General features: G+C 63.5%; 14 protein-coding genes and 1 pseudogene. 2 read left to right on the top strand and 13 right to left on the bottom strand.

Going from position 1 to position 13,690, the window contains the following annotated elements; translation table 11 throughout:
* From EN932_RS14590 to EN932_RS14555, 8 genes are all read right to left on the bottom strand, one after another.
* Nucleotides 1-1,193, bottom strand: a 1,193-nt coding sequence (locus EN932_RS14590; protein WP_164890486.1) for a heme lyase CcmF/NrfE family subunit, incomplete at its 3' end; no start/stop codon positions are given.
* A 32-nt stretch (nucleotides 1,194-1,225) separates the two neighbouring features.
* Nucleotides 1,226-1,669, bottom strand: coding sequence for a cytochrome c maturation protein CcmE (ccmE, locus tag EN932_RS14585; protein WP_013532635.1), 444 nt, complete (start codon nucleotides 1,667-1,669; stop codon nucleotides 1,226-1,228).
* 8 nt (nucleotides 1,670-1,677) lie between these two features.
* Entirely contained in the window at nucleotides 1,678-2,817 is a 1,140-nt protein-coding gene (gene ccmI, locus EN932_RS14580; protein WP_127385414.1) for a c-type cytochrome biogenesis protein CcmI, read from the bottom strand.
* Nucleotides 2,818-2,910: 93 nt separating this feature from the next.
* Nucleotides 2,911-3,348: a hypothetical protein gene (locus EN932_RS14575; RefSeq protein WP_013532637.1), complete on the bottom strand. Its 438-nt coding sequence runs from the start codon at nucleotides 3,346-3,348 to the stop codon at nucleotides 2,911-2,913.
* Between the two features lie 184 nt (nucleotides 3,349-3,532).
* Nucleotides 3,533-4,966, bottom strand: a complete 1,434-nt coding sequence (locus EN932_RS14570; protein ID WP_024505287.1) for an ATP-binding protein — start codon at nucleotides 4,964-4,966, stop codon at nucleotides 3,533-3,535.
* A complete protein-coding gene (locus EN932_RS14565) occupies nucleotides 4,950-5,615 on the bottom strand; it encodes a response regulator transcription factor (protein ID WP_013532639.1) in 666 nt (221 codons plus the stop codon). The genes EN932_RS14570 and EN932_RS14565 overlap by 17 nt, the downstream gene beginning before the upstream one ends.
* A 119-nt stretch (nucleotides 5,616-5,734) precedes the next feature.
* The gene (locus EN932_RS14560) at nucleotides 5,735-6,037 is read right to left on the bottom strand and encodes a hypothetical protein (RefSeq protein ID WP_013532640.1); all 303 of its coding nucleotides are present in this window, start codon (nucleotides 6,035-6,037) and stop codon (nucleotides 5,735-5,737) included.
* A gap of 175 nt (nucleotides 6,038-6,212) precedes the next feature.
* Entirely contained in the window at nucleotides 6,213-6,620 is a 408-nt protein-coding gene (locus EN932_RS14555; protein ID WP_064993409.1) for a DUF3168 domain-containing protein, read from the bottom strand.
* Nucleotides 6,621-6,913: 293 nt separating this feature from the next.
* Here EN932_RS14555 and EN932_RS14550 point away from each other — a divergent pair, with 293 nt between their 5' ends.
* Nucleotides 6,914-7,702: a fumarylacetoacetate hydrolase family protein gene (locus EN932_RS14550; protein WP_064993410.1), complete on the top strand. Its 789-nt coding sequence runs from the start codon at nucleotides 6,914-6,916 to the stop codon at nucleotides 7,700-7,702.
* On the opposite strand, the gene EN932_RS14545 is transcribed toward EN932_RS14550, so the two are convergent.
* The 5 genes from EN932_RS14545 to EN932_RS14525 all read right to left on the bottom strand — a co-directional run bounded on the left by EN932_RS14545 (nucleotide 7,699) and on the right by EN932_RS14525 (nucleotide 12,653).
* Nucleotides 7,699-8,502, bottom strand: coding sequence for an ABC transporter permease (locus tag EN932_RS14545; RefSeq protein ID WP_027162976.1), 804 nt, complete (start codon nucleotides 8,500-8,502; stop codon nucleotides 7,699-7,701). The two genes, EN932_RS14550 and EN932_RS14545, sit on opposite strands and share 4 nt — an antisense overlap.
* On the bottom strand, nucleotides 8,502-9,335 hold the full coding sequence (locus EN932_RS14540) for an ABC transporter permease (protein ID WP_013532644.1): 834 nt from the start codon (nucleotides 9,333-9,335) through the stop codon (nucleotides 8,502-8,504). Before EN932_RS14540 ends, EN932_RS14545 begins: the two co-directional genes overlap by 1 nt.
* 23 nt (nucleotides 9,336-9,358) lie before the next feature.
* Complete coding sequence (locus EN932_RS14535) at nucleotides 9,359-10,474, bottom strand: ABC transporter substrate-binding protein (protein WP_127368572.1); 1,116 nt, start codon at nucleotides 10,472-10,474, stop codon at nucleotides 9,359-9,361.
* A gap of 67 nt (nucleotides 10,475-10,541) precedes the next feature.
* Nucleotides 10,542-11,636: an ABC transporter ATP-binding protein gene (locus EN932_RS14530; RefSeq protein WP_127385415.1), complete on the bottom strand. Its 1,095-nt coding sequence runs from the start codon at nucleotides 11,634-11,636 to the stop codon at nucleotides 10,542-10,544.
* 120 nt (nucleotides 11,637-11,756) lie between these two features.
* Nucleotides 11,757-12,653, bottom strand: coding sequence for a LysR substrate-binding domain-containing protein (locus EN932_RS14525; RefSeq protein ID WP_013532647.1), 897 nt, complete (start codon nucleotides 12,651-12,653; stop codon nucleotides 11,757-11,759).
* An 84-nt stretch (nucleotides 12,654-12,737) separates the two neighbouring features.
* On the opposite strand from EN932_RS14525, the pseudogene EN932_RS14520 reads away from it, so the two are divergent.
* Nucleotides 12,738-13,690, top strand: a pseudogene (locus EN932_RS14520) (amidohydrolase); the annotation flags it as partial.

Raw genomic sequence — 13,690 nt, 5'->3', positions numbered from 1 at the left:
ACCATCAGCGGCCCGAAGGTGAGATTGAAGAACGGCGCGCCGACCGAGATCTTGTCGGCTGAAAAGGCTTCGACAGCGAGCGGATAGAGTGTGCCGACAAGCACGGTCGCCGTCGCCGTGGTCAGGAACAGATTGTTGAGGACGAGTGCCCCTTCTCGGGAAATCGGGTGGAACAGGCCGCCGGTCGTCAACCGGGAAGCGCGCAGCGCAAACAGCGCCAGCGAGCCGCCGATAAACAGCGTCAGGATGCACAGGATAAACACGCCCCGGGTCGGATCGGTGGCAAAGGCGTGCACCGAGGTCAGCACGCCCGAACGCACGAGGAAGGTGCCGAGCAGCGACAGCGAAAAGGTCAGGATGGCGAGCAGCAGCGTCCAGATCTTCAGCGCCGAGCGCTTTTCCATGACAATGGCCGAATGGAGCAGCGCGGTGCCCGCCAGCCACGGCATGAAAGACGCGTTCTCGACTGGATCCCAGAACCAGAAACCGCCCCAGCCAAGTTCATAGTAGGCCCAGTACGATCCCATGGCGATGCCGCCGGTCAGGAACATCCAGGCGACCAGCGTCCACGGCCGCACCCAGCGCGCCCAGGACGCGTCGATGCGGCCTTCGATGAGAGCGGCGACCGAGAAGGAAAAACAGATCGAGAAGCCGACATAGCCGAGATAGAGGAACGGCGGGTGGATGGCGAGGCCGAGATCCTGCAGGATCGGGTTGAGATCGCGGCCTTCGATCGGCGCCGGATTGAGCCGGATGAACGGATTGGACGTGGCCAGAATGAACAGGAAGAAGGCGGCGCCGATGGCGCCTTGCACCGCAAGCACATTGGCGCGCAGCGTCGCCGGCAGGTTGGAGCCGAAAGCGGCGACGAGTGCGCCGAAGAAGGTCAGGATCAACACCCAAAGCAGCATCGAGCCTTCATGATTGCCCCAGGTTCCGGTGATCTTGTAGATCAACGGCTGCAAGGAATGCGAGTTTTCCCACACGCTTGCCACCGAGAAATCGGAGCTCGCATAGGCACTCGCCAGCGCTGCGAAAGACAGCGCCGTCAAGGCGAAGCCGGTCACCGCGACCGGACCGCCGACGGCCATCAGGCGCTGGTTGTTCAGGCGTGCGCCAAACAGCGGCACGAGCGTCTGCACCAGCGAAAGCGCAAACGCCAGGACGAGGGCGAAATGTCCGGTTTCAACCATGCCCGTGATCCACTGTCGCTCTCCTGCCGGAGCTATTCACTCTTGCTCTCCTGCCACACGCCCTTGGCCTTGAGGCCGTCCGCAACCTCCTTGGGCATATAGCGCTCATCATGCTTGGCCAGCACGCTATCGGCAACAAAAACCCCGTCCGGGCCGAAACTACCCTCGGTGATGACGCCCTGCTCTTCGCGGAAAAGGTCGGGCAGGATGCCGGTATAGGTGACCTTGACCGATTTGTGCGTGTCGGTGACCGAAAAGCCGACCGTGGCCCCCTGCCCGCGCTGGATCGTGCCTTTTTCGACCAATCCACCCAACCGGATGCGCTGGCCAGGCTGGACGCTTGCCGTGGTGAGATCGGCCGGCATGTAGAAATAGGAGGCCTTCTGGCCAAGCGCGTAGAAAGTCAGCCCGGTCGCGGCACCCAGGAAGACCAGGCCGCCCGCGATCACCGACAATCGTTTCTGCTTGCGCGTCATGTCTTGTTCTACTCCGTCGCCGCAAGCCCAAGCGAAGCGGCAAAGGCGGTGAATTTCTTCGCCTGGTCACTGTCGGCCCCAAAGGCGGCAATGGCGCGACCGAGCGCCTCACGCGCCTGATCGGCCTTGCCAAGCACGACATAGGAACGAACGAGCCGCATCCATCCTTCCGGGTCGTTCGGATTTTGCCGCAGTTTGTCGTCAAGGCCGGCAACCATGGTGTTGATCATGGCTTCCCGATCCTGCGGCGACATCGAGGATGCGGCGTCGATATCGCCGGCATCGGGGCCGTTGGCGGCGCCGCCGGAAGCCACTTCGGGGTTGCCGGACTTGGCCAGCGCCTGCTCGACGGCACCGCGCCATGGCGAGTCCGGCGGCAATCTGCCCAGCATCGCCTGCCATGCCGTGGTCGCTTCCTTGGCGCGACCCTCCTGCGCCAACGCCATGGCCAGGTAGAAACTGGCCTTCGCATTGGCCGGATCGAGCTTCAGGGCTGCCTCGAAAGCATCCTGGGCATCGGCCGAGACAATGCCGCCTGCCGCGCCGGCGATCGCCTCTCCGAGACCTGCCTGGCGAACGGCGCTGTCGCCATCAAGCCGAATGGCGTTGCGATAGGCATCCGCCGCGTCGGAAAAGCGCTGCATGCGCAGATAGACCGGTGCAAGCACGTCCCAGCCCCTGCCATCGGTGGGATTGGCGGCCAGATGGGCTTCGGCCCGCGCCACCAGTTCGTCGACCGAACTGTCGGCGGGATTCTTGGCCAACCGCTCGCTGAGCGGTTGTGACGGCAGGTCGGGAGAGCCAAGCTTGACATAGAGCCCCCAACTGACCAGCGGCACCGCCAGCACGGCTACGGTTGCCACCAGCCTTGCGGTGGCCGGCGCTCGGCCCGCGTTTGCGCCGCCGGCGGTAACCGCATTGTCAAGGCGAAGGATGCGGCGAGCGATCTCGGCGCGGGCTTCGGCCGCTTCGGCCGGCTGGATCAAGCCACGCGCAGCGTCGCGGTCAAGCTCGGACAGTTGGTCGCGATAGACTTCGAGATCATGTTCGCCGCTCGACGACGCGCCCTTCGCGCTGGCGGCCAGCGGCAACAGCACCGCCAGGCTTGCACCCAGCGTGAGAATGGCGGCTATGACCCAGAACAGCATGGTTCTTCCAATAACGGCAGAGCTCTGCCGTGCCAACAGATGCATGCTGCGACGCTTTGACGACGCCAGCCGCCAATCGTCGGCAGACGGTCGTCAGGTCAGCGGCGTCCAGCTGCCATCGGCGTTGCGGCAAGCGGTTCCGCGCGCCGTGACTCCGGCGCCGCCGGAAAACACCGTCTGCGTGTACTGGCGGCAGTCCTGCGAACCGACGCGGTAGGGCTGGGCCGGAACCACCTCGCCGTAGCGCGAAGCCTGGGCGCCTTTCCACGTCACCTTCTGGCCGCTGGTCGTGTATTCCAGCGCTTTGTACTCAGCCTCGAGCGCGCTGCGCTTCTCGGTCTCGCTGAGGCCGTTGCCGATCGCCCCGCTGATGAGGCCGCCGCCCATCGCCGAAATGATCGTCGTGGTCACCTTGCCGCTGGAAGGAGGTGTCGAGGCCGGTGTCGCTGCCACGGTTGGACCCTTGCCGCTCAAGGTGGTGCAGCCGGAAACAGCCAGCAATGCGGAAACAAGCGCGACGCGAATCTTCATGCCAACAACCGGTTTTCTTGAGTTGGAGCCTGCCATGGATGCGCCGGGGGCCGCGTCATCGAGAAGTCGGCGTGGCCATAGTATTGATATTTGTCGGAAATTTGGCCGCTGGCCGCTGCGGGACCAATGGACATGCCGCCAACAACATCTCCCGCCCCTCTATGTCGATCGGCTCTGGTGAACATCACTGAAGGCTCCGCAATCGCACCACCGCCTTCAATCCGCCCATACCGGACCGTTCGAGCGCCAGAACGCCTCCATACTCGTTGACGAGGTCTGCGACAATGGCCAGGCCCAGACCTGTTCCGGGCTTTGTCTCGTCCAGACGCCGTCCGCGCTTCAGCGCCTCGCGCGCCTTGTCCTCGGGAATGCCCGGACCGTCATCCTCTATGCCGATCTCGAACAGGCCGGCCGGGTCGTCCTTGCCGGTCAAGGGCACGATCGAGACCTGCACCGCGCTCTTTGCCCATTTCATCGCGTTTTCAAGGAGATTGCCCAGCAGTTCCTCAAGGTCCTCACGCTCGCCGGCGAAGACGATCTCGGCCGCCGGCAGCGACAGCGATAGATTTGTCTGCGGATTGAGCTTCCGCAGAACCCGCACCATGCGCTGCACCAGCGGCGTCACCGGCGTGCGGTAGACGACGCTGTCGCGTTGTGCCGCGACGCGGGCGCGCTGGAGATAGTGTTCGACCTGCTTCTGCATGGAAGCCGCCTGTTCGGCGATCAACTGCCCCTTGGCGCCGCCGAGCGCGCGGCCCTCGTTGAGCAGTACCGCCAGCGGCGTCTTCAGCGAATGGGCGAGATTGCCGACCTGTGTTCGCGACCGCTCGACGATGCGCCTGTTGTTTTCGATCAGCGCATTGGTTTCGTTGGCAAGCGGTTCGATCTCGGCCGGGAAGCGGCCGTCGAGCCTCTGGGCGGTGCCTTCGCGCACCATGGCGAGCGCGTTTCTGACCCGGCGCAGCGGCTGCAGGCCGAGCAGGATTGCGATCGCGTTGATGGCGATCATGCCGACGCCGAACAGGCTGAGATAGGTCAGCAGGCGGCGCTGAAAGGTGGCGATTTCCTGTTCGAGTTCGCTCTGGTTGCCCATGACGCGGAAACGCGCGGCGCGGTTCTTGGCGTCGAGGACGAATTCGCTCTCGAACACTTCGAGCTGCTCGCCGTCGATGCCTTCGGCTGCGTAGCTGCGCTGGAAGCTCGCGTTGAACGGCACCTCGGCAACGCTCGGTGACGGGATCGTCGTGGTCATCGACGACGAATGGAGATCGCCATGCACGCCTTCCGAAGCGGGCTCAACCGACCAGTACCAGCCCGAATTCGGCTCCGAGAACCGGAGGTCGCCGAGATCTGGCGCGCCGGTCAGCGCACCGCTGTCGGAGATGCCGATCGAACCGATCAGGTTGAACAGATGCGCCGAAAGCAGGCTGTCGAAGCCGCGCTCGCTGGCCTGGCGGTATAGGGTGGTGATCAAGGTGAAGATGACAACGAGCGTCACGATCGCCCAGACCGTGGAAAAGGCGATGACGCGGAACGTCAGCGAACGCGGCCACAAACGCAGCGAAAGCGGCGTCCTTGCGGTTGGTTTGAGCGGTTCCGAGTTACGCCTCCGGCTCACGCATGCGGTAGCCCATGCCGCGCACGGTTTCGATCATGTCGATGCCCATCTTCTTGCGCAGCCGCCCGACAAACACCTCGATGGTGTTGGAATCGCGGTCGAAATCCTGATCGTAGAGATGCTCGACCAGTTCGGTCCGCGAGACGACCTCGCCCATATGGTGCATCAGATAGGCAAGCAGGCGGAATTCGTGCGACGTCAGCTTCAGCGGCACTCCGCCGACATCGGCCTTGGAGGCCTTGGTGTCGAGGCGCAGCGGTCCGCAGGTCAGCTCGGACGAGGCATGGCCGGCAGCGCGCCGGATCAGAGCCCGCAGCCTCGCCAGCACCTCCTCGATGTGGAACGGCTTGGTGACGTAGTCGTCGGCGCCGGCATCGATGCCGGAAACCTTGTCGCTCCAGCGGTCGCGCGCCGTCAGGATCAGCACCGGCATCTTGCGGCCGCCGCGTCGCCAGCGCTCGACCACGCTGATGCCGTCCATCTGCGGCAGGCCGATATCGAGCACGACCGCGTCATAGGGCTCGGTGTCGCCGAGGAAATGGCCTTCCTCGCCGTCGAAGGCGCGGTCGACGACATAGCCGGCATCGACCAGCGCATCCGATATCTGCCGATTGAGATCCTTGTCATCTTCGACGACCAGTACACGCATGCGGAGTTCGATACCTGTTGAAGAGCTTTGTCGGATGGAAGAGCTTTGTAGGATTGAAAACTGGGGCAGATATAGGCCGATTCCGGCGGCCTGGGAAACGTGGCCTAAGGTTGATTGGATCAGTTCAGCGGAACGACGATCTCGGAACGGCGCGGACGTTGTCCGTCCTTGCCCGGAACGAGCACGACGATGACACAGACAGGCTGACCGCCGCGCGTCGATTGCGAGGCCTTGGCCAGCGTTCCGCCATTCTGCTCGGCCACCTGTTGGCCGATGGCGTAGCAATCGGATGCCGCCAGTACGATCGGACTGGCCAGGTCGGGCGGCGCGATGACCGGCATCGCCATCGCCTGCGACGCAAACAGCCCGGCAGCACAAAGCGCCAGTGTCGCGGTTCGGAAGTGGGAGCGAAGCGTTTTCATGACCGGCGTTGTAACGCATCGGTGCTGAACGTGAAATGAACGGTGAACGCCGCTGAAAACATCCTCGCCACACCCCTGCAACGCGAGACAGTCAACCTGGGATTTCGCCGCCTCGAACAGGCGAAATCCCGCGAAAGTCCAGTCTAGACTCCGTTTTGACCATATTGAAAGCGCATCAGGCATTTTCCTGCGTCATCGCGCGAAAACGCAGCAGCCCGTGATGCACGAGCAGATCCTCGTCATGGCGGGCTTCGGCAAATTCCAGCGACAGTCGTGTCTGGCCGCGAGGGCCGATCACCAATGCTGCGTCGGCAAGGCGCGCCTGGATGGCGGCCATGATGGCTAGCGTTTCGGCATCCCCATGGGCTTTCGACCAGACATGCAGCGTAATCAACTGATCGTCGGTGTTCTCGATGCCCGTATCCCAGTCGAAAGCGGAGGTATGGCCGCAGGTCACGTACGGAAAAGCGGCGTTGTCGGCTGGCCGTTCGAGCAGTCCGGCGCCGCCCAGCAAGGCCGACAGCGATGGATCGCTTTTCAGCCTGAGAAACAGTGCCTGCTGTAAATCGCCTGGCGCGGTCATCGTCTTTTCCTCCGGTTCCTGCGCTGCCGACTGTTGCTTTTCGGAAGCTGTCCGCGTTCTGCGTGTTCTGACAGATATAGCCATTCGACGCGCAGAGGCGATGGCGATTCGTCATCGGAATGATGGATGCCGATGATCTCGAAAGGGCGGCTTTGCCAAGACCACCGTCGCGGGCACCACGCCGTGAACATGGACTCTCGATTCCTGGTCACATATTCTCGCTCCATACAGCGTCGCATGACGCAATGTTTCCTTGCCGTTTTTGATCCACGAAGCAATTTCGGAAGCTGATGATGCTCGATGCAGAAAAGACCAGGGCTGCGTCGCGGTTGTTGGTAGGCCACTGGGACAAGGGCACCCGTCTCGACGCCATACCCGAGGCGTTGCGCCCACAAACACGGCTCGAAGGTTACGCTATCCAGTCGCATGTCATGGATCGCTCGGCGGCTCCGCTTTTCGGCTGGAAGATTGCCGCGACCAGTCTGGCGGGACAAAGGCACATCAACGTCGACGGCCCCATGGCCGGACGTCTCCTGGCCGAGAAAGCGGTGGAGATCGGCGGGACCGTTTCCCTGGCGACGAGCAAGATGCGCGTGGCCGAGATCGAGTTCGCTTTCCGTTTCGGCCGCGAGCTGCCGCCTCGTGCGGCACCCTATGAAATCGCCGAGGCGATGGAAGCCGTAGCGAGCTTGCACCCGGCGATCGAAATCCCGGACTCACGGTATGACGATTTCTGCGCCGTCGGGGCGCCGCAGCTCATTGCGGACAATGCCTGCGCCAACCTGTTTGTCATCGGCGAGGCGGCGGAAGACGACTGGCACGACGTGGATCTTGCAAAGCACCCCGTGATCGCGTCCGTTTCCGGAAGGTCGCAACATAGCGGATCGGGAGCAGCCGTATTGGGCGATCCTCGCATCGCGCTTACCTGGATCGTCAATGAACTGTCGGGCTTGGGCATAGCGCTCCAGCCGGGACAGGTGGTGATTACCGGCACCTGCGTGACACCGATAAGCGTCGAGGCAGGCGACGAAGTCATCGGCGATCTAGGCAGGTTTGGCCGCGTCTCGGTGAGGTTTGTCTAGGCTCCGCGCTGCCTGGCCACGAAACTGCGCACCGCCAGCACCAGCACGGTGATGATGATCAGGATCACCGACAATGCCGCGATCGCCGGGTCGATGTTGTCGCGCAAGCCCATCCACATGAGCCGCGGCAGCGTGATGGCGTTGACAGAGGTGATGAACAAAGTGACGCCGATTTCTTCCCAGGACAGCACGAAGGAGAGAAGTGCGGCGGTGACGATGCCGAATTTGATGTTGGGCATGATGATGCGGGTGGCGCGTTCCCAGACAGTTGCACCTAGGCCGCGCGCGGCGAGGTCTATGCGGCGGTCGAGCTGGCTGAGCGAGACCAGCATCAGCACGGTGGCGAAAGGGACCGTCATCACCGAATGGGCCATGGCAACGCCCAGCCAGGTGTCATAGCCGAAGAACGCGCTGAAGCCCGAGATCGAGGTGAGCAGGAAGTAGAGCGTGATCGCCGAGACCACGGGCGGCACCACCATCGGCAGCAACACGAAGCCGACAAGTGCCGCGGTGAAGCGCGGCTGGAACATCCAGACGCCAAGGCTGAAGCACAGCGCCAGCACAGTTGAAAAGGCGCTGCTGACGACACCGATGCGGATCGAGAGCAGGATCGATTGGAGCCAGCGCGGGTCCTCGATCAGCGCCCGGTAATGGCGCAGCGACAGTTCGCCCGACGGCATGGCCAGCATGCGGCTCGGCGTCAGCGACACCGGGATGACGGCGAGCAGCGGCATCAGCAGGAACAGCGCCACGAAGGCGGCGATGATCAGCGAGACGGGACCGGGGCGGTAGGTCGGCATCAGATCAACTGCTTCGGTCTGACATATCGGAACAAGAGCGCCATCAGCGCGCCGACGAACAGCACCAGCACGACGCTGATCGCTGCACCCAAGCCCCAGTCCGGGCTCTGGAATATCCTGAGATAGATCAGCTCGGCAATCATGACGCTGCGGCCGCCGCCAAGGATCGCTGGCGTGACGAAGAAGCCGAGCGAGAAGACGAAAACGATCATCGCCGCGCCTATGATGCCGGAGCGCGTCATCGGCACGAACACCGTCCAGAAGGTGCGCATGCGGCTGGAGCCGAGCCCGCGCGCCGCCAGGAGCACGCGGTCGTCGAGGCTGCGCATGGCCGATGCCAGCGGAAAAACGGCGAAAGGAATGAGGAAGTGCGTCATGCCGACGATGACGCCGAATTCGTTGCGCACCAACGCCAGCGGTTCGGAGATGAAGCCGATCGCCTGCAGCCACGTGTTGATCAGGCCGCGATTGGAGAGCAGCGCCACCCAGCCGAAGGCACGGGTCAGCACGGAAATCCAGAAGGGAACGAGAATGCAGAACTCGGCGATCAGGCGCTGTGCCGGGGTTCCACGCACCCAGACGACGGTGATGGCGTAGGCAGCGGCCACCGAGACCACGGTGACGACCGCCGCGATGCGCAGCGTGCGGATGAACACCGACTGCACCAGATCGTCGGTGAGCAGCGCCTCATATTGGCCGAGGCCGGGCGTCGGCAGCGTAAAACTCCATTTGACGACGCCAAGGAACGGCCAGGCATAGGCCAGGACAAGAAACAGGAGCAGCGGCGCCATCAACAGCGCCGCGCCCATCCTGTCGGAGAGATAGGATCTCATTGACCCGATTACCCCGGCCCTGATCAGGCCGAGATGATCTTGGTGTATTCGTCGAGCGCCGGCCCGTAGTTCTTGGCGTACCAGTCCATGTCGAGCGCGATCTGCTTCTTCATGTTCTCGGGATCGACCGGGTTGATGCGCTTCTTGTCGGCCGTGATCAGCGCGTCTGCCGCCGGGTTTGCAGGACCTTGGCCGAGCTTGTCGAACATGACCAGCTGCTTTTCAGGGTCCTGGGCACTGGCGATGAACCTCATCGCAGCGTCCTTGCCGCCGGGGTTGTTCTTGAGCACGGCCAGCGCACCGGGCGAGATCAGTCCCTGATCCCAGATGAACTTGATCTTGCCGCCCGAATCCTGCTCGATCAGCGAAGCGCGCGTCGACCAGACGATCGCCATCGAGGCCTCGCCATTGAGCAGCACGCTCTGGCTTTCGGCGCCGCCACCCCAATAGGCAACGACGTTTTCCTTGAACGCGGCGATCTTGTCATGGGCGCGCTTGAGGTCGAGCGGGTAGAGCGACGCCGGCGCGATGCCGTCGGCCAGAAGTGCTGCTTCCCAGCTCGATACGCCCCATTTGTAGAGCGAGCGCTTGCCGGGGAATTTCTTCACGTCGAAGAAATCGGCCATGCCGGTCGGCGCGTCCTTGCCGTACTTCTCGGAATCATAGGCAATGACATAGGAGAAGAAATAGGTCGAGGCGGCGTATTCCCAACCAAAGCCGGGCCGCATCTTCTTCTTGTCGACGATGTTGTAATCGATCGGCTCGAGAGCCCCTTGGGCGCCGAGCGTGATGGCCGAGAAGGGGTCCACGTCGACGAGATCCCAGGTCGGCGCGCCGCTCTTGAACTGCGCTGCGATGGCGCCTTCGGTCGGACCCGAACCGTCCATCTTGACGGCGATGCCGGTGTCCTTGGTGAAGGCCTGGCCATAGGCGGCATCATAGGCAGTGATGGCATCGCCACCCCAGTTGACCAGCACCAGTTCCTTGGCCTGCGCAAAGGCACCTGTCGAGCGCAGCAGCATCGGCGTGCCGGCCAGCACGAGTACCGCCAGCTGTGTGAACTGCCGGCGCGAGATCTCGCCGCGACCTGCCCTGGCGGACAGGCTCTCGACGGCTTGTTTTTTGGTGTCATGTGTCATGTCAGTTCCCCTTTTTTGTTGTTGATAGTGCCGGAAAGCGGTGGAGCGATATCTCGCCACACCGTCGTCATTGCCCTCCATGCGGAAGGAGGAAACCCTTTTCCGCCGGCCAGGTGAGCCAGACGGAATTGCCCTTGCTGAGCGCTGCGGCCGCCACCTCGTTCGGCACCGAGACGGTAACCTTGGCGCCTTGCCGTGTCGTCAGGTCGAGCCGCGTCGCAGCACCGAGATAGGTGGAGTTGGTGGCGGTAGCGGCGATGCCATTCTCGCCATCCGCCGCCTCGCCCGATATCGACATGTATTCGGGCCGGATCGCCAGGATGGCATCGCCGCGCACGAGTTCGGCCTTGCAGCCCATGCTGACCGCGCGGTCTTCGCACAGGCCGGTCGAGCCATTGCCGGCAGGCTTGACGCCCTTCAGCGGCAGCATGTTGATTTCGCCGAGGAACTCGGCGACGAAGCGGTTGTCCGGCCGGTCGTAGACTTCGTCGGGCGCTCCGACCTGCAGCAGTTTGCCGTGGTTGAAGATGGCAACGCGCGACGACAGCGCCAGCGCCTCGCTCTGGTCGTGGGTGACGAAGACGAAAGTGGTTCCGGTTTCCTGGTGCAGCCGCTTCATCTCGGCCTGCATCTGGCCGCGCAGGCTCTTGTCGAGCGCCGAGAACGGCTCATCGAGCAACAGCACGCCAGGTTCGAACACCAGCGCCCGGGCCAGCGCCACGCGCTGCTGCTGGCCGCCCGACAGTTGCGCCGGCAGTTTCTTCTCGTGGCCCTTGAGACCGACGCGCTCGATCATCTCGCCGACACGGCGCTTGATGTCGGCGGCCGGTTTCTTGCGCACCTTGAGTGGGAAGGCGATGTTGGCTTCGACGCTCATATGCGGGAACAGCGCGTAGCCCTGGAACACCATGCCGGCGGCCCGTTGCTCTGCCGGTCGGTCGGTGATGTCGACGCCGTCGCTGAACAGCTTGCCCTCGGTCGGCTGCACGAAGCCCGCAAGGATCATCAGGAAGGTGGTCTTGCCCGAACCCGACGGCCCGAGCAGGGTCAGGAACTCGCCACGGCCGATATTGAGCGACAGATTGTCCAGCGCACGGAACGAGCCGAAGCTCTTGCCGATCCCGATTGCCTTGATCTCTGCGGCACGGCCGGGTTGCTGCATACTGCCCTTTCCCTAACGCTTGTCGAAATCGTAGGCAGGGTGCCGGCTCACCGCAACCGAATAGTTTTCGCGTGATCGGCAAATTCCATTCATCTATGGCGAGATGGCGCCGCCTTGCCCTCAATACGGCAGAATGCGGTTCTCCTGGAGTTTCGACCGCAGCCATCCCGCGAACGCTTCCAGCACCGGATGCGAAGCCTTGGCGTGTTCGGAGACCAGGAAATAGGAGCGTGGCGACTTGATCGCGATGTCGAACGGCCTGACCAGCCGGCCCTCGCTCAGCGCCCGCCGGCTGGTCAGTTCGTCGCCCATGGCGATGCCCTGGCCGGCAATCGCCGCCGAAAAGACCAGGTTCATATCGGAAAAGAAGATGCCACCCTCGATGTCGGGGTTTTCCACCTTGGACAGCGCCAGCCAGCGCGCCCAATCCTCGGTGTCGTCGAGATGCAGCAGGTTGGCGCGTAGCACGTCCGACGGCCGGGAAAACCCGCCGACCTTGTTGAGCAGCGTCGGGCTGCAGAGCGGCGTGAACGAGATTTCGCAGAGCGGCTCGACCGCCCGGTTCGGCCAATTGCCGACACCAAACGCAATGAAGGCATCGGCATCTGCGTTGCTGACATCGTCGAGCCGGCGCGGCGTCAGGATGCGCAGCGCCACGTCAGGATACATCTGCCGGAACTCGCCGATATGGGTGCACAAGAACAGCGAGGCGAAGCCGGGCGTGCAACTGACGGCGAACGAGCCGCCGACGCCGGTGCCGGCGTCCCGCGTCACCGCATCGCCCAAAACGGTGAGCGCCTTGCGCACGTCGCTGGCGTAGCGCTGGCCGCGCGGCGTCAGCGCCACGCCCTTGCCGATGCGTTCGAGCAGGTCGAAGCCGAGATCGCGCTCCAGCAGACGAAGCTGATGGCTCACGGCGCTGCGGGTCAGGTGCAACTCGTCGGCGGCGCGCCAGACGCTGCCATGGCGGGCGAAGCTGTCGAGCGCACGCAGCGCTTGTGTGGATGGTATACGCAAGGAGACTCAGGTGAACCGAATTTGCACGAACCGGGAAAACATATCACTTTTTAGCGAACCGCTTCACTGCTTTCTTCTCATGCCATGGAGAAACCGGTGGCCACCTCGGCGCAAGCAACCGCCCGTGCCTGTCTCGACGGCATCCAGCCGTTGTTGTCCGCGTGGACACGCATCATCTTCGATTACGGCGAGACCGCGTGGCGGGAATATCAATCCGCCGCCTGGTATGTCGAGCGACTGAAACTCGAAGGCTTTTCTGTCGAAGAAGGCTCCGGCGGCATGCCGACCGCCTTCTGCGCTCATTGGACCAACGGCCCCGGCCCGACCATCGGCATGTACGCCGAATACGACGCGGTGCCCGGCAATTGCCAGGATGCCGCTACGGTCGAGCGTCCGCGCCGGGGACTTGGCAATCAGGCCGGCGGCCACACCGACCCGCATTCCGGGCTGGGTATTTCGAGCCTCGGCGGGCTGCTGGCGACCAAGGCCGCGATGCAGCGCCACGGCATATCAGGCACGCTGCGCTTCACCGGCGAGCCGGCGGAAAAGGTGCGTGGGTCAAAGCCGATCCATGCCGCCAAGGGCTATTATGACGGCCTTGCCGGCATGATCTCCTTTCATCCGTTCTACATGCTGCCGCTCTGCAACACGGCGCGCTGGGACACGCATTGCGGCGCGGCCTACGCGATGATCTATCGCTTCATCTGCGACCAACCGGAGCGCTGGGCGCTGGCTGCGGGCGCTGCACCCATTCCGCAAGCACATTCGGCGGCGCGCGCGCCCGGCGCCAACGACGCATTGATGATGATGTACATGGCCTCCAAGGCTCTGCGCGATTCCATGCTGCCGCACCAGGGCGGCTGGTCGATCAGCGAGGCGATCCTGACGGCGGGGCAAGCGACCGCCGACAATTTGCCGGCGGGGCTGGCCGAGATTCAGTACATGATCCGCGTGCCGACGCTTGCCATGGCCGAGCAGGTCACCGCGGTGCTCGACCGCAATGCCGAGGCGGCGGCAGCGATGAGTGGTTGCCGCAC

This window comes from Mesorhizobium sp. M7A.F.Ca.US.002.01.1.1 (genome assembly GCF_004022955.1).
Taxonomy (GTDB): Bacteria; Pseudomonadota; Alphaproteobacteria; order Rhizobiales; family Rhizobiaceae; genus Mesorhizobium; species Mesorhizobium ciceri.
The sequence above is the reverse complement of the archived record's forward strand: the minus strand, read 5'-3'. Positions and strand labels throughout refer to the sequence as shown.